This is a genomic window from Dictyobacter sp. Z7_2 (assembly GCF_057551105.1).
In genome coordinates this window covers 274,261-297,268 of record NZ_BAAJPE010000002.1, presented here as the reverse complement: position 1 = coordinate 297,268, position 23,008 = coordinate 274,261, and the positions used below count along the sequence as shown (strand labels likewise).

Sequence of the window (23,008 nt, the reverse complement as noted above, 5' to 3'; positions counted from 1 at the left end):
AGTAATTTAAGCATTCTAAAATTGAGGAGGATGCGCGGAATGGCGAACTGTACGTTCTGTGGAAATAATGTCACTGGTAAGAAGTTTTGCCCCGATTGTGGTACACCTGTACAGATGGATAGTTCATCCTCTGTCAGTAACAGTGGTTCGACCTGTCCGCAGTGTCATGGAGTTGTGAATCCGGGAACATCGTTTTGTATGCATTGCGGTACATCTTTAATGGCTTCTACACCAACTCCACCGCCGCCGCCGATGATTCGCACCTGTCCGGCATGTCAGGTGCGCGTTCCAAATGAGAGCGCTTTTTGCAATCAGTGTGGACATGACATGCGCAATCCTGCACCTCCTCAAGCAGGGATACAGTGTATGCAATGTGGGCGCCAGAATGCTGCTGGTGTGCGTTTTTGTGGCGGATGTGGTACTCAACTTGTAGGTGGACCGCCTGCTCAATCTGGACAATATGCACCGGCACAAGGTTATCAGCAACCGTATAATCCTCAATATCAACAATCGACTGCTCAGTATCAGCAACCCGGGCAGCAGTATCAGCAGCCTTATCCTCAGCAACAATATGGCCAGCCAAATAATCAGATGCAGCCGATGATAGGGCAACAGCCAATGGTTTTGCGTTGTCCTACGTGCATGGCTATGGCTCCCCTTGGAAGTGCCTATTGCATCAGTTGTCGTACGAGCCTGGCTGGAGTGATACCCGTACCGATGCAGGGTCAGCAGGGTCAGCAGCAAGGGGGTATTGGCGGTTTCCTCCAGGGAAATGGTGGAAAGTATGCCATGGGTGCTCTGGGCGGAGCTGCGGCAGTCCTGGGCGGTGAGATGCTGATCAATGGCTTTGAAAATCAGATTGAAAATCGCGTAGAAGGTGATATGGGCTTTGGTGGATATAATCATCACCATCGCCATCATCGCGATGAGGATAATGGGCCACTGGGTGGCCTGGGTAGATTAGCCGATGATATTGGCTTGATCTGAGTCTGTCCGGGACAGGTGAGGCGAAAAATTTCACCTGTCCCGTGCTTTGGCTGTGCTTTCTTCACAAAAACCTTCAATGTTATGCTTTCCCACGCCACAACATCATCAGCGCCGTGTGATCAGAAATTCCTAGCGGGGTTCCATTCGGCAACAGACATGCTATAATACGGCGAGATACTTTCAGATCTGTATACTAGATTGTACATAACAGTATAACTGTTAAATTTTGTATCAGTATTTTTTGATAAGGTACTATTAAGGAGAATCGGGGTACTCTTTCCACGCATGAACGCGAGAGGCTCTGTGCCCATTTATAAATGAATTACGTCTCAACTACACTAAATAACGGACTACGCCTACTTACCAACCATATGCCTGGTATGCGTTCCGCAAGTATCGCTTTCTTTTTTAATGTTGGCTCTCGCTATGAGGACGACTCTATCGCAGGAATCTCTCATTTTATTGAGCATATGCTTTTTAAAGGGACTGAAGAGTATCCAACGGCAAAGGCTATTTCCGAGGCGATCGAAGGGGTGGGCGGCAATTTTAATGCCAGTACTGGCAAGGAACTGACCACGTATACAGCTCGTGTGCCGGGCGAATATTTATCGGTAGTCTTGAAAGTTATGGCTGATATGATTCGACGCCCGCTCTTTGATGCTCTGGAGATAGAGAAAGAGCGTGGCGTTATTATTGAAGAGTTGAGTTCCACCCAGGATGATCCGCAGGAATGGGTTAATCTTCTGGTTGATGAGGCGATGTGGCCGGGACTTCCTCTTGGACGTGATGATGCTGGTTCGATTGAAGTTGTCTCTCGTTTACAGCGTGAGCAAATGCTGGCGTATATGGATACCTACTATCGCCCAAATTCGCTTGTGCTGAGTATCGCGGGTAATATCGATCACGATGTGGTCATCGAACAGGTCAAACAATTGTTCGATGATTGGGAGCCGGGAGCTCATCCAGACTGGCAAGAATGTTTTCCTCCAACGGGCGTGCCTGCGGTAAGGATGATTCAAAAAGAGACCGAGCAGACGAATATTTGTTTGGCAACGTTGGGTACAGCCTATGGATCAGATGATTATTATTCCTTGCTTCTCATTAATGGCATTCTGGGCGATGGAATGAGTTCTCGCCTTTTTCAGTCTATTCGAGAAGAGCAAAGTCTGGCTTACGATATTGGAAGTTATCTCAATAGTTATTCTGAAACTGGTAGTTTGATAGTAAGTGCAGGTGTTGATCCTTCACGAACGCACGAAGCGATACTGGCTATTGTTGTGGAGTTGACACGATTGTGCCGAGAAGCCGTTCCGGTGGATGAGTTACAACGTATTAAAGCATATGTGTGTGGTGGCATTCTACTCGGTCTGGAAGGAACGCAACAAATGGCCTCCTGGTTGGGAAGTCAGGAATGTCTCTACAATCGCGTGTGGAGCGTAGATGAAGTAATTGCAAAGGTAAATGCTGTCACTGTTGAGGATATACAGCGTGTAGCGCGGACGTGCTTTGCTCCTGAGTGGCGTCGCCTGGCTGTCATTGGGCCAGATCAGACCCAGCGGGCTAAACAATTTGAAAAATTGCTCGCAGGTGCATAAGGCGGGAAGAGGAGACCAAGTTTTATGGCACAAATAACGCTTCGTGATTATTTGCAAGAGACGGAAGACGCGATTAGTTCGAAGCGCGTCGATGAAGCTCTTGCCAGTTGTCAATACATTCTGGCTTATTTTCCTGAATCGCTTGAGACGCAGCGTCTGCTAGGGGAAGTATACCTGGCTCAGGGGAAGTTAGAAGACGCTCAACAAGCCTTCGATTGGGTGCTCACCAATGACCCTGAAAATGTGGTGGCTTATTGCAGTCGTGCCCTGGTTAGTGAGCGATCATCTGATTATGATACGGCTCTGGATTGTTATCAGCAGGCATATGAACTGAGTCGTGGTAATGGTCAGATCAGGAAAGCTTTTAATCAATTGAGCGAGAAGGCTGGGCAACCTGGCTTTATGCTCTCGCGTGCCGGGTTGGCTCGCCTCTATATGCGTGGCGATCTGCTCTCCCAGGCGGTCCAGGAATGGGATATTGTGCTGGCTATGACACCCGATCGCTTAGATGCTCGCACCGGGTTGCTGGAGGTCTATTGGCGCCTGGGGGTGTATGATCGTGCTAGCCAATTGGCCGAGCAGATTTTGCAGGATGTGCCGGGCTGTGTAAAGGCTTTGTTGCTGCTTGCATATGTAACTGCTCCACAGGATATGTTACGTTCGCAGGAATTGGTGAAAAAAGCTGAGGTTGTTGATCCCGATCTGGTCATGGCTCAGGATTTATTTGCAGATCAGATGGCTAGTCGGCAGGGAGATCCTTTCTTAAAGCTACTTCAGAAGCCTCCTGTGACCCTTGGCGCTAAGGAGCAGGTTGCGCAGGCGCCAGCAGCTCAAAGCGCTGATCCTTTTGCGGCCCTGAATGGTTCCGCTGGAACTGTTTCTGCGGATGCATTGGCCTCATGGGGAAACAATGCCAACTGGAATAATGATACAACTCTTGTGAAGCCGCGCTCTGAGCCAATGTCTCAACCCGAATCTGGTGGGGCCGCTTTTCCTTCTTGGATGACCGAAGGGCTAACATCATCTGGCAAACCAGGGCTCTCTGCCGACTCAAATTTCATGGATGCCACTTCTCAATGGGGTGGTGAGGACTGGAATCCCGATGCTTTGAGTCAAGCGACTTTGCAGCCGGAAGATGATGCTGCTCCAGTGGAGCCATGGGATTCATTACAAGACGCGTTAAACAATATAAATCCTGAAGTAGTACGTCAGATATCAGATCCTGGGGTATCCGCATCGCAAGATCTTTCCTGGCTAGGCCCCGATGCTTCAGCACCTCAGTCCCCATCTTTTGAAAGTATGCCGAACAGCGCGCCAAATATTGAAGAGAATTTCGACGCACCTTTTTCTTATGAAGTGGAACACGAGTCGAATAATAGTTCATCAACTCCTGCGTGGCTGAGTATGTTGAATCAAAGTGATTCACAAGCAAGCGCGTCTCAAGCTGCATATGTACCTGTCGAACCCTCTCCTTTTGAAAGTAATGAACCTCCTGTTAGTAAGCCGCAACCAACTGTGACGCAATCGTCGCCGTTGCCAGTCCCACAGTCGCAAGCGCCGGCCCCACAACCTCAGGTGGCGGCTAATGAAGTATCGGGGCGGGCACATACGCCGCAACCAGAGGTAGCGGCAGATGATGACGATGAAGAGTTATTATTCGGCCCCAACTGGTTAAAAACATTAGGTGCAGCTTCATTAGATGGGACTGGTGCATTCGATTTTTCCTCGTTGGCAGAAGAGGCTCCTGCGGTTTCTGAACAACCGGTCAATGTAGAACCAAAATCGGCTGAAATAGTGTCGTGGGAACCACGAGATGTGTCGGCGTCAAGCGATAACGGTGTAGAAGCCCCACCGCAACATGCGACCTCTGAGGAGCCTCAGGTAACTCAGGAGGAGGATGCCTGGGCCAGTTGGAAACCGGCCTCTTCATATAGTTCTCCGACTGATCAGGAGTCCTATCAACCCTGGCCCGATTTAAAAAATCAACCCCAGGATGATCAAAGTTTCTGGTCGTTACCACAACAAGGAGTTTCAGAAACTACTGATCAGGAGCAGCCTTCCTGGATGAGTCAGTTGAGTCAGAGCGGTCAGGAAAGCTCAGCAGCGGCTTATACCGATTGGACATCTCAATCCTCTGAGGCCTGGAATAGCCAATCACCTGAAGCCGATATCTCTGCTGCGTCAGGAGCTAATGGACAGCAAAGAGTACCCGATCAGGCATCTGGTAATGATCCTTGGAGTGCCCTCTCAGATCAGGTATCTTCATCTTCGTCACAAGATGCAGTAGATCCCTGGGCACAATTGAGTCAGCAAGGACCAGCACAGTCTATCGATTATAATTGGTTAGCGCAGCTTGCTGGTCAGCAGCCACCTGTAGAGCCTGCAAAAGCGGAGCCCTATCGTGAGACCAACCCTGGATTTTCATCTGTTCAACAGAATTCTCCTGCTGAGCAAGAGAAGACCGAACAGAATCTGATCACAACTTTGGAAGAGCTGGAGCAGAAGCTTCTCTCACGTGGCTTTACACCATTAGAACCCAATTCACTTGCCAGTATTGCTCAATCTACTCAGGAGGGGAGCTCTACTCAGCCTGCGGCTACGGAGTCATCTGCTTCTACATCTGATGAAAATGCAGAACCTTCACTTTCATCGGCGCTGGCAGAACTGGGGAATTTTGGTCGACCAGAAGCTAATCCGGTTGAAGCACCAAAAAGCGAGCCTTTGAATGCTCCTGCACCCCAGATACAGCAAGAACAAGCGCAGCCATCTGAGCCGTTGTGGTTATCGTCGCTTAACAATGCTCCGGCTCCGATCCCTTCTATTGCTGCTCAGGTTACAACTCCCGAAAAGCCAGTGGAAGATGCGACAGTGAGAGTACCTGCGATGCCTGCCACTCCGTTCGTCAGGCAATCGACGAATCCGCTACCAGCAGTACCAGCTATGGAGCAAGGTTTTGTTCCAACCAACCCAACCCCAGCACCAGCTCCTGCCATTCGGATGAATGTGCTGCTGGATAGCGAATTAGAAACGACTATGAAGCGTCCAGCGGTACGCTTGCAGCCTATGCAGCAGCAAGTGGCTTCACGTGACCATAATGGTCCTTCACATGCGGGACGCGGTCGAACAGGCGAGCGCTCCGGGCAACGTCAGTCTGAGAGTAAGGGAAACGTGAGCTATCGTGAGCGCTTGGTGAGAGGTTATCAAGCGCAACTGATCGGTGATTTCGATGAAGCTATGCAAGAGTATCGCCTTATCATTAGAAATGCACCTGAATTGCTGGGGGAGGTTGTGAGTAATGTACGTGCTCTATTGAAGTTAGCACCTAACTATTCTGCAGGTTATCGTGTTCTGGGTGATGCGTATATGCGCCAGGGAGAGTACCTGCAAGCGATGGAGTCGTACAACAAAGCTCTGACGATGGCGAAGAAGGCTAAGGGTTAAGAGGCGTGAAGTAGTTACTATCACGAAGAAAGAAAAGGAGTCCTGAAGTGGAAACGATCCTGCAACGTTTAACCGACCTGGAAGAGGTACATGATGCGATTCTTGTTGGCAAAGATGGCCTGATTGTCTCTGGTATACTTCATAGCGAAGACGAGGAGGTTATTGGTGCAATGGCCGCAGCCGCCTTTGGCTCCATTAGTGATTTGACCGCCCAGGTGCATAACGGTGAAACACAACATGTGATTGTTGAGACGAAGGAGGGGACGATCCAGATGGAAGAAGCAGGTGATCTTATCCTCATCGTCACGACGCAAGGAAGTGGCAATCTTGGTCGCGTCCGCGTGGAGATGAAAAAAGCCTGCCGCCAACTGATTCAGTTGGTTGCTAGTATGTAATCAATAGTAAAAGAGGAGTACTCGTAGAGTTATGGAACGTACACTAGTATTGTTAAAACCTGATGCAGTTCAGAGAGATCTTGTCGGTGAAATTATTTCTCGCCTGGAACATAAAGGACTGAAAATCGTTGGTTTGAAGTTTATCAGCTTGTCCAGTGACCTATTAGATGAGCATTATAGCCACCTGGTGGGCCGTCCTTTCTATCCAGAAGTGAAATCGTTTATGCAACGTACCCCGGTAGTGGCTCTCTGCCTTGAAGGGTTTGAAAGTGTTGATGCTGTACGCTTACTGGCAGGCATTACAAAATCTCGCGAAGCTACTCCTGGCACTATCCGTGGTGAATTTGCTATGAGCGTGCAAGCCAACCTGATCCACTGCTCTGATTCGTTAGAGACCGCTCAAGTTGAGGTTCCTCGCTTCTTTAAGCCGGAAGAACTTTTTGACTATGAAGATGCCCTGGAAAGCTATCTCTATAATTCTGGAGAGCGCTAAATTACCAGTCGTGCACAAAATATGAAAAGGGAGTCGATCAATTTTTGATTGACTCCCTTTTCTGTCATGGGAAGCTTTTTAACACGATGACTATGATGATACTTGCATGCTGACGTGTTGACTCTCCATCTATCTAACCCTTCTAATGAGCTAATCATCATTATTTGAGATAGTAAGATGTATACTTATGGGTCTGGATATAAGGTGCAAATTCCAAGATGTAGAATTCATCCCACAAGAACACGCTTAGCATTTGAATAGATGCCATGGTGAGATACAAACACACGTGTTGACGTTCTCTTATTGTAGCTCAGAAGGCTTCATGGAAAATGTTGTGCGTCGTGAGGATGCAGGCAACGTGTTGTTTGGTGTACGCTTGAATTTTTCAAGGGTGGCTGCTAGTTTGGATCGGGCATAGAGTACATGGTGTCGTTCACCAGGGTGTAGATCGTTGATGATGATCGTCGATCCAATCTAAGGTAGACTACCAGGATGCACTTAGCGAGATGCGGTTTGAGCCGTTGGCATTGATTCTTCTTCAGCCATGTGCTGATGCTGTTTGTTTCGCTGCGCGAGACGCCAGCAACCCACTTTGCTGCGAAAGCATTTTTCTTGTTCTTCCAGCGTCTCTGGGGGGGTCCCTTTGAGACAGAAGACCTGATACATAGGTTCGCCTGAAACATCGTTACAGGGGAACCAACGTTCCCGATAGTTTGGGCAAGCATTTTTGTGCCGACGCCAGTTTGAATTTTCTTCTGGATGTGTTTCGATTGTCCCTGCCAACCAGGTATCCTTCCTAACTATGTGTGACGTGCTATATAGGTGAATAGGATTTGAACTTAGTATACCATACTATTTTGATGGCAATAGGGGCGCGATTACAGACAGCAGCGGGGGAGTAATGGTATACTAGGAGATGAAAAAATTGGAGTAAGCTCTTGCTTAAACAGAAGTTCGACCGTGTTCCCTGGACGATAAATCAAACCTTTAAGGGGGTCTTATTTACCCTGATTCCCTGGATTGGTTTTCTCGCTGCTGATTCGCTTTTGAATGCACGAATGGGGTCCTCAGGCCAGTCTACAAAACCTCTTTCCCCTCAGCTTGATAGCGAAAACGCTATTATCTTTCTAATATTCTCATTGCTTGTCTACTGCGTTTTTCTGGTCGCCCCATTTTATTATGCCAGGCGTGCGCAACGCGCTCCTACTGCTGACACACGTTCAATAAGAGAATTATTAGGGTTTCGTCGTTTTCATCCGGGCTATGCTATCATACTGGTGCTTGCAGCCCTGGTCTTGATCGTCTTGCTCAATCAAATGTATGATTTTCTGATCACGACTTTCCATTGGAATGTACAGACGAATGATCAGGTGCTGCTAAAGAATGCGAAAATTGAGCCTATCACTACTTATGTCTCTCTCTTTGTCGCTGTGTTAGTTGCTCCGTTTTGTGAAGAGATTTTCTTCAGAAGCTTTACATTTATGGGATTGAAAAACGGAATGTCCGTAGTCGGTGCAATTGTTATGAGTGCCTTAATTTTTGGAGTTGCTCATGGTGATCCATCATCGTTTCCCGTGCTTGTTTGTATAGGAGTGGCTCTGGCTCTTTTGCGCCTCTTGACTGGTTCATATTGGCCTGGTTTAATATTGCATCTGTTAAATAATGCATTGGGGGCTATATTAGTGATACTTGCTATGCATAATATTAATCTTCCATAAGTTTGTGATGCAAAAATACCTTTGTGAGAGGAATATATCTTATATAAATGAAGACAATTACCTCTCACTTTTGTGGTATGCGTGCCTCTAATTGCATAAGATGAGCTACTTGTTTTTTAGACGTCTCTCTCCTTGTAGAAGGCGTATAGCTGCCAGGATGAGACATAGGAAAAAGAGTTGAAGCGTAAAGAGAGACAATTCAGTATTGATATTTCCTATAGTATCTGTGGCAAGCCATAGAATCGCAGCTAAGCCAAACAAAAAGGTTGGTCCTGTCTGGTCTTGCCAGCATCTCATGCGCAACCACCAGACTCCTATGATCAGGTAGATTGTGATAGAGGCAATTTTGCCGTCTATAAATAGTAATGAGCGTACATCTGAGGGAGCCTTGAGATAGCTGTAGGCGAGATAGCCACAAAACAGCAATGGGAGTATCGACAAGAAAAAAATATCCCATCGTCGCAACTGCGCATGACTAGTTGAGAAGCAGAGTGCACTGCCGAGGAGTGCACTGTTACTGATAGTACGCATCTCTGTCATAATATCTGCTTGTGGTGCGATGGCATGGCTATTGAGCCAAAATTGGCCGAACATTCCTAGCGCCCAGATGCAGCCAAATGCAGCTCCCAGACGTACTCCTCCTGAATGTGCCCGTATCAGTACAATGAGCCATATTCCTAATAATACAACTGAGTAGGCTTGCCCTATCTTATCTACCGGGTAAAGTTGACTATTGACCCAGATATAAGAGAGCAGGCTTGCGATACTAAGACCAAGACCAAGGAGCAGCGCGAAAAATAAGATGAATGCTGGTGTCCAAAGTATTCCGTCTGAGGCTGGTTGCTCCAGGGATGGCTTAGCTCCGCCTGATTGTGGTGCCATATCATTTGTTGAAATATGCATGTGTTTATCAGTCACAAAAATTGCCTTATCTGTAAAAAATATACAAGTCATACACAGTAACTCTTTTTAATATCAAAGAGTTACTTTTTATTCTTCTGTTTTTTGTAACGAACAAGATATACTTATTGGCACATTTTAGATGTGGTTAACAATTCAGCATAACTCTTTTCGTTGCCTCTATATAGAACCTATTTGTTTGCACCTGAACGAGAGCATCAGACGTCTGATCGCCTGATGCTCTCGTTGCATTATTGATCCTGGTTGACTTGTTGTGTTGCTTGTTGCCGTAATGATTGGGCCCCTATGCTGAAACGTACAGGGTAAGGTTTGTCAACTATGAGTTGACGATAGTGCTCAGGTAATTGTGAAAGGTTGGATTGCGCTAATTCTCTGATTTCAGAAAGTGGAGGTAGACTGCCGGGCACGATTTCTCCATTACGCATGACTGGTTTGAGGAGTCGATGATAATTATCCGGGCGTGGTTCGTATTCTAGTTGAATAATGTCCTCTTTCCATTCAGGATGGCGATAGATCTCTTTTTTTCCGGGCCAGGTACTCTTCTCTCCCGCAATCTTGATCTTTGGGTGTTCGATACCGTCCTCGTTGATATACCAGGACTCTTTGTAAACAGTTCCTAAAGATCCGCCTTCGATATCGTGCTCAACCGAGCCCGCTCCGCTGCCCAGTGAAGTTCCCACTCCAAAGGCATCGATAGCGGCTCCGGCCTTAAGCAAGTCCTGGATTTTCCATTCATCCAGATCACCACTGGCGAGAACGCGTACATTATGTAAACCTGCCTGATCCAACTGCTCTCGCACATAGATAGTATCAGCGACTAGATCACCGCTATCCAGACGAACAGCAGCGAGCGTATGGCCCTGAGTTTCCTGTGAGCGTAATCCAACATCGATGGCGATGTGGATGGCTCTGCGTGTATTGTAGGTGTCTAATAAGAGCGTATAGCGATTGTACGCTTCAGCGACAGCCTCGAATGCCTCCAACTCGGTATCAAACATCTCGATAAGAGCATGTGGGACGGTACCAGTAGCAGGAAGGCGGTATTCATAAGCGGCGTTGAGGAGAGAGGTACTGGAGCATCCTCCAATATATGAGGCCCTTGCGACCGTCATTGGCTCCTGAGCACGGCGAAAGGCGAACTCAGAGATGCGACGATCGCGTCCTTGATTCGCTACATAGACGATACGAGATGCCTTCGTGGCAATTAATGTTGAAAGTCCGATTGCTTGTAAGAGTCCGGCTTCGAGTAAAATTGCTTCACGAAATGGCGCTGTGACACGAACGATAGGCTCGTCGGGAAAAGCAATACTACCCTCTGGCAGAGCCAGGATTTCTCCTGTGAAATGTAATTCTGCCAGTTCATCGAGGAAAGCAGGATCATAATCACGAATAGTTGCCAGGAATTTGAGTTCTTCGGATGTATAACGAAAGGTATGGGCAAACTCCAGGGCTGATTCAAGGCCTGCTACAAGAAGATATGCTCCACCAAAGGGCGCTTTTCGTGTATAGAGATCAAAAGTTGTCTGCCCATTCTGACCTGTGCGCCATGAAACATATGCTGAGTCTGGATGGTACATATCTGTCATCAATCCTGGATGCAAGCTAGGCATACGGCGATGCATAAAAATTCCCTTCCTTCTTTCGTGTGACATGTCGACTTAGTGTAATTAATACAATATCTCTGGTGGTTATTATTGTATCATATTCAGCAAGCACAAGCGCTCAACAGAATACCCTTTTAGTACATGGATAGCGTCTTTATCATATCTGTAACGTGTATCAATTTTGAGGCAGCTCCTTATCTGATACAGGTGTAAGTAGAATATATGTGGATATTACTGGAAAGTACAGATATTGTTAAGCGTGCGCCCTGGTTTCATATAGCCTAAAGTGTAGGTAGTTTTTGTGAGGAGTTGTAATGAAGATAATTGTAATTGGTAGCGGGTTTGGTGGCCTGACCGCTGCGATTCGTTTGCAAGCTCAAGGGCATCAAGTGACGATCATTGAGAAGCGTGATAAGCCAGGCGGTCGCGCCTATGTCTATGAGCAAGATGGGTTTATTTTTGATGGGGGACCAACTATCATTACCGCTCCCTGGTTGATTAATGATCTCTTTACTTTATGTGGTAAAAAAACGGAAGAGTATGTGGATATTGTCCCCATTGATCCTTTCTATAATATTCGTTTTGAAGATGGTTCGGTCTTTCGTTACAATGCTGATCGCGAAAGCTTATTAAGCCAGATACGCGCCTTTAATCCATCGGATGTAGAGGGCTATTTGCGCTTTGCGCGCGCTGGCGAGAAGATTTATAAGACGGGCTTTGAGTTGATCGATCAGCCTTTTACACATCTTTCCTCAATGATAAAGGTCCTGCCAGATCTGGTCCGTTTGCGAGCGCAGAAGTCGGTGGCCGCATTTGTAAATCAGTATATTAAAGATGAGCGTCTGCGACAGGTATTTAGCTTTCACCCTCTTTTGATTGGTGGTAATCCCTTTCAGAGCACATCAATTTATGCTTTGATTCACACATTGGAGCAGAGATTTGGTGTGTGGTTTGCTATGGGGGGAACCGGAAGATTGGTACGTGCGTTGGTACAACTTTTTGAGGATGTCGGTGGTCAGGTTCTGCTTAATCAGGAAGTCTCTGAAATTGTCATCAATCCTCAAACGAGGCGTGCAGAGGGGGTACGTACGAGCGATGGGACGTTGTTTCCAGCCGATAGCGTGGTCAGTAATGCCGATGTTGCCTTTACCTATCTGAATCTCGTTCCAGCCAGATTTAGACGCAGAAATACGGATCGCAAAATTAAAAAGAGGCACTATTCGATGTCTCTCTTTGTGATCTATTTTGGTACAGATCGTAAGTATGAAAATATTGCTCACCATGAAATATTGATGGGACCACGTTATCGGGGCTTATTAAACGATATCTTTAAACGAAAGGTTTTGGCAAAGGATTTTTCACTCTATCTGCATCGACCGACGGTGACTGATCCATCATTAGCACCTGAAGGACATGACGCCTGGTATGTGCTCTCGCCCGTGCCACATCTAGGAAGCGGCACGGATTGGCAGACAGCCGCCAAACCGTATCGCGACGCAATTATTGGCTATCTTGAAGAGCATTATATGCCAGATCTCTCCAAGCATATTGTGACAGAGCATTTCATCGATCCACTTCATTTTCGTGATACTCTTAATAGCTATTTAGGGAGCGCCTTCTCCGTGGAACCAATCCTGACCCAGTCGGCCTGGTTTCGCCCTCACAATGTCAGCGAAGATATTCCTAATCTCTATTTTGCTGGAGCGGGAACTCATCCCGGTGCGGGTTTGCCTGGAGTGATGAGTTCGGGTAAAATAGTAGCAGATATGATTGGTGGAAATGTGCCAGCACAGGAGATGCAAAATTTGATTGGAGCCAGTCGCAAAAATTAGGAGTTTTCTGATTGTTGCGACTCTGGTCTCTTGTGGTTTTGCGTTGTGATATCGTTATCAGAAATGATAGAAGCAAGGTCTCTTCTTTCTCAGGTATCACAATCTCTTCTTCTGCGTGGTCGGCATTCATCTGTTGATCGATGATCCAGCATGTTCATTACCTGGAAGGAGCTCTTTTCTATGGCTGGGCAACATCGATGGGCTGTCGCTGCTAGCATCGCAACAAGTACAGCAAGTATCCTGGGGCTTACTATGACCAGTGGGTTAGCGTTAGTTGCACATTTCTTTGTAAATGAATTTTCACGTCCTCACATTACTCTACCAGAATCTGTTTTAACCTGGGGGATGCCCCAGATGGTACCTGATGAGCCACCTCTGTCCGCACAACGTTCCCTCTACTTTAAAACAACTGACGGCACATTACTCTATGGAGATTTTTGGGCTCAGCCTGTGGCGGCGCCAACTATTATTCTTTGTCATGGGTATCGTGTCTCCCGTTTACATTTGCGACCAGTTGCACGGTTAGAATATGCTCGCGGCTATAATGTGCTCTTCTTCGATTTTCGGGGACATGGCGAGAGCGAGAGTGTTATGACAACAGCTGGGAATGCCGAGATTCGTGACATGGAGGCCGCCATTTTTGCCGCAGGTCGTCAAGCGGAGACATTGGCGGGTAAAATTATCATTCACGGCTTCTCTATGGGTGCTGCTGTGGCGCTACTGACTCCTCCGCATCCTGATGTAGTTGCTATTATTGCCGATAGTCCCTATTCGCGTTCAGATGATATCTTACGTCGTTTGGTGACGTTTCGTCTGACTGATGAGTGGGTGCGTCGCTATCCTCGCGTGCCTTTAGTTCGTGCTCTGATCTCTCTCGCTTCTAGATGTATTGTCGCTATGAGTAGCATTGTTTTTCGCCTGCGGTTCGGTTTCACTGTTATTGCGCGCCCGGATATGACGTTCAAACGTTGGAAACAGCGTGCAACAAAGCTCTTGCCATATCAGCCGACGCCAATATTGTTGATTCATTCCTCAGGAGATGATCTGATTCCCATTGAGCACGCGTATCAAATCCAGGCTCAGGCCGCTGCCTCAGGTGCACCGCTTGAGACTTACTTTGTTGACGCAGATGTTCATTGTGGGGCTTATGGTTGGAATCCACTGCAATACGACAATGTTATCGAAACGTTTTTAGCAAAGCATTTGCTAAGCGACCTTCCTGAGCGCCATTAGTATATTATAGGATGCCTTTTGTTGTCAGGACCTGCAAATACACTTGAATCTTTGTCTATTTGCGTGCATAATAAATACGAGACGCGCTGTATATTGTCGTTGCATTTCATGCAAATTGTTCGCGCATGTTTTTCTGTACATGAAGGAGACACGGTAAATATGTTTTCATCCGAGGAGACAGCACAGACCACAGAGACCCTTGAAAAGCTCCCCCGTACATTCGATCGTCGTAGTGCTCTGAATGAACGTCGGCAGCATATTATACAGCAAAAACAGACGGATGCATTGCCGTCTCTTGGTTCTGAGTCTCCTTCAGCCAAATGGGTTTGGCGTCAAATGGTCCAGCTTCGTGAGGAGAATAGTCGCTTACGTGCTTCTGTTGATGCGTTACAGACGGAAATTCAGCAGCTTTATGCAGAGAAGTCTACCGCACAAAGTGGACTTGAAAGTGATCTGGCCGTTGTTCATAGTGGTCATCAACAAGAGATTGCGCATTATCAGACACATTTGCTCGAGTTGATGGACGAGCGTAATCGTCTACAGGATGAGTATAGCGCTTTTGTTCAAACGCATCAGGAAGTTCTGCAACATTTCGATGAGATGGTGGATGAGGAGACTCAGAAACGCTTACAGGAGCTTTCTGATGCACAGATAGCCTCCGATTGGACTCCCGAGCCTCTTCAGATATTTGTGAGGACGGCAGAGGCGAAGGCCAAGGTGAATGGAGAGCGTTTCTTAGCAGAAGCTATGCATTTGAAACGAGAAGTGGAGCGCGTGGCGGAGGCGTTGGAAGAAGAGAGACATCAGCTGGAAGAAGAGCGGCAGCAACTTGTCGCCTTTCAGCACAGCGTGAGTGAGCAATCTGCATTACGCCAAAAAGCTCTCGATGATCGTTTACGTTTGCGCTGGCAGGCGACTTCAGTTGTAACTTCAGTGGGGTTATTGGCTTTGCTGATTGTCTTGCAGTTTGTTTTTCTTGCCTTTTTTCATGTTACGCTTGGCCCCCTTGGAACTCTGGCTATCCTGGCCCCTATTATTGTGTGTACGTTTGTGGCTCTGATGGTTGCTAGTCCACCATTTCAATTCTTTAAGAATATGTACTTGAGTGCACCTCGAAAAAAGAGAATACGCTAACACTTTGCCGTAAGCAACAGGATATCTCGTATGAGGTATCCTGTATTTTATTTTTATGCAGATCTTTGTTTTCAGTTTTAGTGTCAGGTGAAAAGAATGTCAAAGTCTTCTGTGCGTTATACGTATATATACATAGAGGCGATTTGAACAAATCCCTATGAGGAGAATTTAATGACTCAACAAATTGAAGAGCAGAGTATCCACAAGTTGAAAAAGCATATTATCTGGCAAGATGGTCATACGCCAGAGCCATGTGCTATTGTGTTGTTTGGAGCTACTGGCGATCTTGCACAGCGAAAGATATTACCCACGCTGGCCCATCTGATTAACGACCATCCCCAACCTGAGAAAATGTGTATTGTTGCCTTTGCTCGCCGCCCCCTCGGTGATGATGGCTGGCGCTCGATGGTGCTTGCATCCCTTGATAAATATATGCCCGCCGAAGATAAATTAGATGATGCTGCGAAGCAAAGATTTGCACAGCAACTCTTTTTTTGTCAGTCGAATTTTGATGAAGCTGAAGGATATCAGCGCTTGGGTCAGTTACTTGATAAGTTGGATAAAGAGCAGGGAACTGGCGGTAATCGGCTATTTTATCTGGCCACTCCTCCTGATACAGACTCAGAGATTATAGCGCATATTGGAGAAGCTGGCCTGGCTCAATCAGATAAAGTAGAGACTGGCGAAAAGCCATCCTGGGTACACATCATTACAGAGAAGCCCTTTGGACATGATTTACAGTCTGCCCAGAAGCTTAATCAAGATATTGGCAAAGTATTTCATGAGAATCAGGTTTTTCGCATCGATCATTATATGGGGAAAGAGACCGTCCAGAATATTATCGCTCTCCGTTTTGCTAATAGCATTTTTGAGCCATTATGGAATCAAAAGTATATTGATAATATCCAAATTGTAGTTGCTGAGAGCCTGGGCATCGAGAGTCGGTCTGAATATTATGAGACGGCTGGTGCAATCAAAGATATAGTGCAGAATCATGTGATGCAAATTTTATCTCTTATTGCAATGGAGCCTCCTGCGGATTACTCTCCAGATGATATTCGCGATGAAAAGGTGAAAGTCTTACGTGCGATTAATCCTTTAACACCTGAGCAGGTTGCTCAACAGACGGTGCGTGGACAATACATAGCCGGTACCATCAATGGTCAGGCGGTGGTAGGTTATAAAGATGAGAAGGGCGTTAGTCCTACTTCGGTGACAGAGACGTATATGGCTTTAAAGTTGTTTATTGAGAATTGGCGTTGGGCGGGTGTGCCATTTTACATTCGCACCGGCAAACATCTTCCCAGTCGTAGTACTGAAGTCATCGTTCAATTTAAACGTGTGCCCCATCAACTGTATACTCCCAGTGAAACTGCTGGTCTACGACCTGATTCATTGACGTTGCGTATTCAACCAGATGAGGGGATTTCACTTAAAATAGGCTCTAAGATTCCAGGAGCGGCCACTAAGCTGACTTCAATCGATATGAGTGTATCCTATAATAGTGCTTTTGATATTGAGTTGCCGGATGCCTACGAACGCTTGATTGCTGATTGTATCGTAGGTGATTCGACTCTCTTTATTCGCCGTGATGAGATTGAGCGGTCCTGGATCATCATTGACAGTATTACCAGTGCCTGGAAACAGATGGGTGGGGAGACTGTATATCCTTACGCGGCTGGTTCCTGGGGACCGAAAGAAGCTGATGATTTAATTGCCAGAGATGGTCGCCAATGGACAAATCCTTAATTGAAGTACCTCGCTGGTGAAGGATATAAAAGAAGAGCAGCCAATATAATTGATTGCTCTTCTTTGTGTAATATGGGTAAACCCGATTGACACTTTTTAGCCTCTTCAGACGGATCGATAGTAGTATCTTAGCCTCACTGTTCCTACTTTGAGGAAATTGTGTCCTGGTAGGCCGAAGTGGTTAAACCTTTTCTTCTTAGGATTTGTCAGGGTGAAGAGCGTTATCAATCTTGTTTTCTGTGTGCCCAACAGTGGATTGTGTTTTGCCTTCTACTTGTTTGGAGTCGCCTTTTGCTTCAGTCTTAGGATTATCTGTGGCTTTACCAAGGGTCTCCTGGACTTTACCCGCAGCTTCTTTTACTTTACCCTTGATTGTATTCTCGTTACCTTTGTCGCCAAGATCTTTTTTGTCATCGTGATCACTCATGATGTTATACTCTCCTTTGAATGTTGTGGTAATACATTTACCTCTGGGAGCGATTTTTTGTCTCCCTTCCCTTTGATACTCTTACAGGTGTGTAAAAGGATACAAATTACCTCATCATTGTGAAAATGTATGAATATACAAAAGGAGCAATACAACAAATATTTGTTGTATTGCTCCTTTTGTATTGCTTTACTTAGTCGAGAAGTTGTTCCATTTGTGTGAGATGTGTTTCAAAGAGTTGGAAGGCTTGACGAACTGGCTCTGGAGTATTCATATCCACTCCAGCTTTCTTTAGGAGTTCAATACTATAATCCGATGAGCCTGAGCTAAGGAATTTCAAGTAGCGTTCAACCGCCGGCTGTCCTTCGTGAAGTATCTTTTGCACGAGCGCTGAGGCCGCTGAGACACCTGTTGCATACTGATAGACGTAGAAGTTGTAGTAGAAGTGTGGGATACGTGCCCATTCAATGCCGATCAGATCATCAATGATCGCTTCTCCACCATAATATTTTGCATTCAAGGCGGCATACATATCCGTCAGGGTATCGGCTGTAAGCGATTCGCCTTTTTCAGCATGACTGTGAATCTGGTACTCGAATTCAGCAAACATCGTCTGGCGGAAGAGTGTGGCTCGGATATCCTCCAGTGCGTGATTGAGAATGGCGATGCGTATGGCTTTATCCTGGGTATTCTGTAAGAGATATTCAGTCAGTAGCCCCTCGTTCAAGGTTGAGGCGACCTCAGCGACAAATATGGTGTAGTCACCATACTGATAGGGCTGATTTGTGCGTGTGAAATATGAATGCATGGAATGGCCTAGTTCGTGAGCCAGAGTAAACATGCTATCACGCTTTTCCTGAAAGTTCATCAGGATAAATGGCTGGGTCCCGTATGCCCCTCCACTATATGCTCCACCACGCTTGCCTGGCGTTTCATAGACATCAATCCAGCGCTGTTGAAAGCCTTGACTGAGGACTGAGGTATATTGCTCGCCAAGTGGAGAGAGCGCCTGGAGAATGGTATCTCGCGCTTGCTCGTAGGTAATGGAGTCCGTCGTTTCTTCGACAATTGGTGTATAGAGATCATACATATGAAGCTCATCCAATTGCAATATGCGCTTGCGTAAATTCATGTAGCGATTGAGAAGCGGGATATGCTCACCAACCGAGGTCACAAGATTGTCATAGACACTCTCGGGGATATTATAGTTTGAGAGGGCACGTTGACGGCTGGAGGTGTAATTGCGCTGGCGTGTATAAAAGATGTTTGATTTTACTTGTGCCGAGAGCGTCGCAGCAAGTGTGTTGCGCTGTTTTAGAAAGGTGCCATGCATGGCTTCAAAAGCATCTTTGCGGACCTGACGATTCTTGCTACGAACATGGGTCATATAATTACCTGGCGTCAACTCTGCCTGTTCGCCGTCTTCGTTCGTGATAGACGGTAACTTGAGATCGGCGTTGTCGATCATTGAGAAGATAGCATCAGGCGCGTCGGTTACTTCACCTGCTGCCGCAAGCACGGCTTCGACTTCGGCTGAGCGTACATGTGGACGTTTGCGATTGAGCTCTTGGAGTTGCATCGTATAGAGGTCAAGTCCTGGCGTCTGTTGGATGTACTGATCTAGTGTCTCTGGTGACAGAGCTAGAATTTCAGGCTCAATGAATGCCGCAGCTGTAGAGGTACGCACAAATAACTGCATCGCTCGATCTGCCATGCCTAGATATTTGCTGTTGGTAGTATCTTCATCCTTACGCATGGATGAATAGACATAGAGTTTTTCGAGTGGCTCATAGATTTCGTCGCGTGTTTGAAGCACGGTATACAGTGCCTGACCACTGGTTGCAAGAGTATCCTTTAACGCTTCGAGTTGGGGCAGACGCTTTTGTATCGCCTGAAAATCACGTTCCCAATCTTCATCTGTGGCGAAGATACTGCTGAGATTCCATGTGTACGCAACTGGGATGTCACCACGTTTCTTGTACGTTTGCAATGTTGATACGACCTTTCCTCATTAACCTGAAAACGGTCTGTTTCTGGATGTAATCATATGATATCATATGCCCCCCATCGCAAGGATGGAATGCAATCTCTAAGAGAGAACAATGTTTGTGAATTGTATTGGCGAATGATGACGAAAAAGTATAGGAATTTATCAACTCTGGCTGAGATTTTAGCATTGACCAAACGTGCAAGTCTATTTACTCGTTGCTGACGAAGGAAAGATTTGAAAAATATGCGTGTAGACGCTAAAAAAATCTTAATTTCTTTATTTGGAAGGATTTTTTGTCGGTAGTGGCATATATGTGACTCAATTTCATAGGAAAAATCCCTAAAAATTGGAGGTAGAGGTCCCAATGTTTTTGGACGTGTCCAGTGACTTTGATTCAATGTGCTGATATGTATGTTATTTTTGCTTTATTTGTTTTCTTTCATCGAGAGTATAGAAGGTTATTTGGCTAAATCCTCTAATAGGTAGCGTGAAAGATGATGGATCAGGTAGAGATAGCGTTAACAAAAATGCGCTTGTGACCAACGATAAAAAAGTCACAAGCGACATATATAGCTTTCTCTTGCGTGGCGGGATTAGGCGCTCTGTTTACATATCATCCTCATCCTCGTCCTCATCCTCGTCATCAATTGAGTGCCCTTCCAGGAGCAGGTCGTCGCGGTCGCCCCATTTGGACAAGTAGCGATAAAAATTACGCTTGGTCAGGCGTGTCTGCTCAGCAGAGGATAAGCCAGTGTCCTGTGTTTCTGGATGATAGATGAGAGCGAGATCTGGTGTACGTAGAGCTTGCTCATCGCTATCACGAATGGCAAAGCTGAAATCAACGTCCATGAATTCTGGATAGCGATAACCCTCATCAAGCAGGCCCGCCTTTTTCAGTGAAGAGCGTCTGAAGGCCATGCATCGACCGTCAATAACTTCTACTTCAACCTCTTCGGCCTCTTCAAAGTGACGCATATCATCCGTGATGAGACCACGTGGACCCGTGAGTCCAACGGTTGGATCAGCGAGCGTTTGAGCCAGAGGCGTGAAGATATCTCCTGTAAGCTCGATGGACGTATCGAGTAGCAGGATATAGTGTCCTCGACTCTGGAGGAAGCCTATATTATAGGCTTCAGCGATACCCATCTTGCGCGTCGAACGAAGTACATGAACGCGTTCATCACGGTGATGGAGTGCTTCCGACCAGATATCGAATCCATCCTGTGATGAATTATCAATAAGCATAACTTCGATGCTGGCCGTGCCGGCAAATTTTAAGACGCTCTCTACACAGCGACGTGCCTGATCGCTATTATTACGTGCCAGAATATTGACTGAAAAAGTGTACAGGTCGGTCTCCTCAAGCAAAGAAGGTAATTGATGAATTGTGCGATATTGGGTTCCATCGACAAAAATGCTTGGGAGTATGACCAGATGGGCTCCGTGAGGATTATCTTTAACGGCGTAGCCAGCGTCTTCAAGCTGTTGTTTGAGGACGTCGGCTCGGGCGTAATTTCCTTTGCGTCGAAGAAGGTCGCGCTCGTGTGAAAGTGCAAGAATCTCTTCGGGGATTCCCTGACGATATGGATGGGTAGTCATATATTTTCCTTCCTTGCTACGTTAAATTCTATCCACGAAACATTCCTACCATGCGCGGTAGATGCGCAAGCCAACTGTCTTCTGAAAAAGAAGTATATATGCATCAGTGACTTTAACGTGTGTTGATCCCATACCATCCTCCCGGTGAATGTCGCGAACAGGGCAACAATGAAGCATCTGACTTAGCATATGCCGACTGTCTCTGATGGCCAAATGAGATGTTATTGTTACCAGAAAGTTGTTCATAATAGTAGTCACATGCAGTGGGTTCTTCTGCTAACGAGGCATTCCTACTGTGCTACCACTATCCTAAAGGGCTGATTGGACGTAGCGTTCAAAGTCTATCATAGTCGTAAGAAATTGTATATGAATCCCGTCATATTGTGTCGCTTTATATCTCATGGCGAGCACCTTTCCGTGTGGCACGATGGAGATGTGTGAGTCATGATAATGAGAGAGTTAGCTGCCGAGTATAGCGAGCTGATGCAGCAAGTATCATGTTCAGGAGTGGTCTCATTGTAGTTCTACTACATAACTACAGGACACAGCATATTGGGGGGGCGTCATGGCAAACTCCTTTATTGTCTGAGGTACTACCAATCTTCTAATAATTATAACATACGCGATGCTCAGAGAGATAGGGCAAACAAAGCTCAATTTGAGGCCTCTGGATATGTAGGGCTATTCTGTAAATTTGCACAGATTGAGGAGGCTGGCACTGTAATGCAGTTGTCAATAAGCTTCACAGTGCCATTTGATCTATAGATAATGCGAATAACGGATGCGTTGGTTTAACGCGTTTTTTGATACTGTTCTGCCAATTCTTTAACACGTTGAACTTGTGTTTTGTGACAGATAACTGTCATGTCATCCATTTCTACGATAACAATGTCTTGCATACCAACAGTGTAAATTCTACGTGAAGTGTTATTATATACAATAACATTCTGGCTATCTAATCCAATGTGGGCACCAACCGCACGAATGCCGAGGTGATCAGCAGGGAAGAGAGCACCATATTGTTCCCAGTTTCCAACATCATTCCAACCAAGATTGGCTGGAATCACAGCAAGATTCTTTGTCTTTTCCAGGATACCATAATCAATTGAAATGGATTGCAGATCAGGCCAGAGTGTTTCGAGTGATGGGTTACTGGTACCAGAAGGGGCCGCTTCTACAATTGTCTGGATATGGTTGATCAATTCTGGTAGATGCTGATGGAACTCTGCTAGAATAGCTTTGACGCTCCAAATAAAAATACCCGCATTCCAGACATAGTGTCCGTCATCGAGATAACTCTGTGCTGTGGCCAGATCAGGTTTTTCGACGAAACGCTCTGCCTGGAAGGCTTGATATCCAAAGTCCTGGCAAATCTCATCGGCAAAGCGAATATAGCCATATCCAGTCTCAGGCGAGGTTGGCTGAATACCAATAGTAACAAGTTTTCCTTGTTCGGCCAGTTGATATCCCAATTGGAGTGTCTGTTGAAGTGCTTCGACTTCAGCAATGACTGCATCTGCACTGAAAATTGCCATAATGGCGTCCGGGTCTTCGCGAGCGATGGTGGCAGCAGCCCAGGCGATAGCGGGAGCAGAATTTCTTCCCATGGGTTCGCGCAGAATATGGCCTGCAAGTACGGTTGGTAAGTGTTCTTGTACGAGATCGGCCATACTGTTGCCCGTTACCACCCAATATTGTTCAGTCTTTACAAGAGGTGCTACTCGGAGCAATGTTTCTTGTATCATACTTAAACCACTTGGAAGAGGTAGGAATTGTTTCGGAAAGCTGGGAGTACTTAACGGCCATAAGCGCGTTCCACTACCGCCAGCCAAGATGACGGCGTTAAGATGTTTCATAATGAAAAATGACGCCTCCTTAAAAATAACCAAA

Annotated in this window: 17 protein-coding genes; 10 read left to right on the top strand and 7 right to left on the bottom strand. The window is 46.3% G+C overall.

Annotated features, from left to right (window positions below; translation table 11 throughout):
• Window positions 1–39 precede the first annotated feature (39 nt).
• The 5 genes from AC27N8_RS14765 (at window position 40) to ndk (ending at window position 6,911) form a co-directional block, all read left to right on the top strand.
• Complete coding sequence (locus AC27N8_RS14765; protein ID WP_487068144.1) at window positions 40–987, top strand: zinc ribbon domain-containing protein; 948 nt, start codon at window positions 40–42, stop codon at window positions 985–987.
• A gap of 317 nt (window positions 988–1,304) precedes the next feature.
• A complete protein-coding gene (locus tag AC27N8_RS14760) occupies window positions 1,305–2,582 on the top strand; it encodes a M16 family metallopeptidase (protein ID WP_487068143.1) in 1,278 nt (425 codons plus the stop codon).
• 24 nt (window positions 2,583–2,606) lie between these two features.
• A complete protein-coding gene (locus tag AC27N8_RS14755; protein WP_487068142.1) occupies window positions 2,607–6,023 on the top strand; it encodes a tetratricopeptide repeat protein in 3,417 nt (1,138 codons plus the stop codon).
• Window positions 6,024–6,070: 47 nt separating this feature from the next.
• Complete coding sequence (locus tag AC27N8_RS14750; RefSeq protein WP_487068141.1) at window positions 6,071–6,418, top strand: roadblock/LC7 domain-containing protein; 348 nt, start codon at window positions 6,071–6,073, stop codon at window positions 6,416–6,418.
• A 31-nt stretch (window positions 6,419–6,449) separates the two neighbouring features.
• Window positions 6,450–6,911: a nucleoside-diphosphate kinase gene (gene ndk / locus AC27N8_RS14745; RefSeq protein ID WP_487068140.1), complete on the top strand. Its 462-nt coding sequence runs from the start codon at window positions 6,450–6,452 to the stop codon at window positions 6,909–6,911.
• Window positions 6,912–7,409: 498 nt separating this feature from the next.
• Here ndk and AC27N8_RS14740 read toward each other — a convergent pair whose 3' ends face one another.
• Window positions 7,410–7,694 (bottom strand): hypothetical protein, encoded by a 285-nt coding sequence (locus AC27N8_RS14740; RefSeq protein ID WP_487068139.1) that lies wholly within the window; start codon window positions 7,692–7,694, stop codon window positions 7,410–7,412.
• Window positions 7,695–7,849: 155 nt separating this feature from the next.
• On the opposite strand from AC27N8_RS14740, the gene AC27N8_RS14735 reads away from it, so the two are divergent.
• Window positions 7,850–8,629 carry a CPBP family intramembrane glutamic endopeptidase gene (locus tag AC27N8_RS14735; protein WP_487068138.1) on the top strand — a complete coding sequence of 260 codons (780 nt, stop codon included), beginning with the start codon at window positions 7,850–7,852 and terminating at the stop codon, window positions 8,627–8,629.
• Between the two features lie 105 nt (window positions 8,630–8,734).
• Here the strand turns inward: AC27N8_RS14735 and AC27N8_RS14730 are convergent, their stop codons facing one another.
• Both AC27N8_RS14730 and pncB read right to left on the bottom strand, forming a co-directional pair.
• Window positions 8,735–9,583, bottom strand: a complete 849-nt coding sequence (locus AC27N8_RS14730) for a hypothetical protein (protein ID WP_487068137.1) — start codon at window positions 9,581–9,583, stop codon at window positions 8,735–8,737.
• A gap of 197 nt (window positions 9,584–9,780) precedes the next feature.
• Window positions 9,781–11,172 (bottom strand): nicotinate phosphoribosyltransferase, encoded by a 1,392-nt coding sequence (gene pncB / locus AC27N8_RS14725; RefSeq protein WP_487068136.1) that lies wholly within the window; start codon window positions 11,170–11,172, stop codon window positions 9,781–9,783.
• 296 nt (window positions 11,173–11,468) lie between these two features.
• Here pncB and AC27N8_RS14720 point away from each other — a divergent pair, with 296 nt between their 5' ends.
• The 4 genes from AC27N8_RS14720 to zwf all read left to right on the top strand — a co-directional run bounded on the left by AC27N8_RS14720 (window position 11,469) and on the right by zwf (window position 17,102).
• Window positions 11,469–12,986, top strand: a complete 1,518-nt coding sequence (locus AC27N8_RS14720) for a phytoene desaturase (protein WP_487068135.1) — start codon at window positions 11,469–11,471, stop codon at window positions 12,984–12,986.
• A gap of 180 nt (window positions 12,987–13,166) precedes the next feature.
• Complete coding sequence (locus AC27N8_RS14715) at window positions 13,167–14,219, top strand: alpha/beta hydrolase (protein ID WP_487068134.1); 1,053 nt, start codon at window positions 13,167–13,169, stop codon at window positions 14,217–14,219.
• Window positions 14,220–14,378: 159 nt separating this feature from the next.
• Window positions 14,379–15,353 (top strand): hypothetical protein, encoded by a 975-nt coding sequence (locus AC27N8_RS14710; RefSeq protein WP_487068133.1) that lies wholly within the window; start codon window positions 14,379–14,381, stop codon window positions 15,351–15,353.
• Between the two features lie 171 nt (window positions 15,354–15,524).
• Complete coding sequence (gene zwf, locus AC27N8_RS14705) at window positions 15,525–17,102, top strand: glucose-6-phosphate dehydrogenase (protein WP_487068132.1); 1,578 nt, start codon at window positions 15,525–15,527, stop codon at window positions 17,100–17,102.
• Window positions 17,103–17,298: 196 nt separating this feature from the next.
• Here the strand turns inward: zwf and AC27N8_RS14700 are convergent, their stop codons facing one another.
• The 4 genes from AC27N8_RS14700 to AC27N8_RS14685 all read right to left on the bottom strand — a co-directional run bounded on the left by AC27N8_RS14700 (window position 17,299) and on the right by AC27N8_RS14685 (window position 22,974).
• On the bottom strand, window positions 17,299–17,529 hold the full coding sequence (locus tag AC27N8_RS14700; protein WP_487068131.1) for a CsbD family protein: 231 nt from the start codon (window positions 17,527–17,529) through the stop codon (window positions 17,299–17,301).
• 193 nt (window positions 17,530–17,722) lie between these two features.
• Window positions 17,723–19,519, bottom strand: coding sequence for an oligoendopeptidase F (gene pepF, locus AC27N8_RS14695; protein ID WP_487068130.1), 1,797 nt, complete (start codon window positions 19,517–19,519; stop codon window positions 17,723–17,725).
• Window positions 19,520–20,125: 606 nt separating this feature from the next.
• Window positions 20,126–21,118, bottom strand: a complete 993-nt coding sequence (locus tag AC27N8_RS14690) for a glycosyltransferase family 2 protein (protein ID WP_487068129.1) — start codon at window positions 21,116–21,118, stop codon at window positions 20,126–20,128.
• 791 nt (window positions 21,119–21,909) lie between these two features.
• Window positions 21,910–22,974, bottom strand: coding sequence for a mannose-1-phosphate guanylyltransferase (locus AC27N8_RS14685; RefSeq protein WP_487068128.1), 1,065 nt, complete (start codon window positions 22,972–22,974; stop codon window positions 21,910–21,912).
• Window positions 22,975–23,008 lie beyond the last annotated feature (34 nt).

Coding starts and splice junctions, on each gene's coding strand:
- AC27N8_RS14715 (WP_487068134.1), top strand. CDS start 13,167: ATGGCTGGGCAACATCGATGGGCTGTCGCTGCTAGCATCGCAACAAGT.
- AC27N8_RS14685 (WP_487068128.1), bottom strand. CDS start 22,974: ATGAAACATCTTAACGCCGTCATCTTGGCTGGCGGTAGTGGAACGCGC.
- AC27N8_RS14690 (WP_487068129.1), bottom strand. CDS start 21,118: ATGACTACCCATCCATATCGTCAGGGAATCCCCGAAGAGATTCTTGCA.
- ndk (WP_487068140.1), top strand. CDS start 6,450: ATGGAACGTACACTAGTATTGTTAAAACCTGATGCAGTTCAGAGAGAT.
- AC27N8_RS14700 (WP_487068131.1), bottom strand. CDS start 17,529: ATGAGTGATCACGATGACAAAAAAGATCTTGGCGACAAAGGTAACGAG.
- zwf (WP_487068132.1), top strand. CDS start 15,525: ATGACTCAACAAATTGAAGAGCAGAGTATCCACAAGTTGAAAAAGCAT.
- AC27N8_RS14730 (WP_487068137.1), bottom strand. CDS start 9,583: ATGACTTGTATATTTTTTACAGATAAGGCAATTTTTGTGACTGATAAA.
- AC27N8_RS14765 (WP_487068144.1), top strand. CDS start 40: ATGGCGAACTGTACGTTCTGTGGAAATAATGTCACTGGTAAGAAGTTT.
- AC27N8_RS14760 (WP_487068143.1), top strand. CDS start 1,305: ATGAATTACGTCTCAACTACACTAAATAACGGACTACGCCTACTTACC.
- AC27N8_RS14710 (WP_487068133.1), top strand. CDS start 14,379: ATGTTTTCATCCGAGGAGACAGCACAGACCACAGAGACCCTTGAAAAG.
- AC27N8_RS14720 (WP_487068135.1), top strand. CDS start 11,469: ATGAAGATAATTGTAATTGGTAGCGGGTTTGGTGGCCTGACCGCTGCG.
- AC27N8_RS14755 (WP_487068142.1), top strand. CDS start 2,607: ATGGCACAAATAACGCTTCGTGATTATTTGCAAGAGACGGAAGACGCG.
- pncB (WP_487068136.1), bottom strand. CDS start 11,172: ATGCATCGCCGTATGCCTAGCTTGCATCCAGGATTGATGACAGATATG.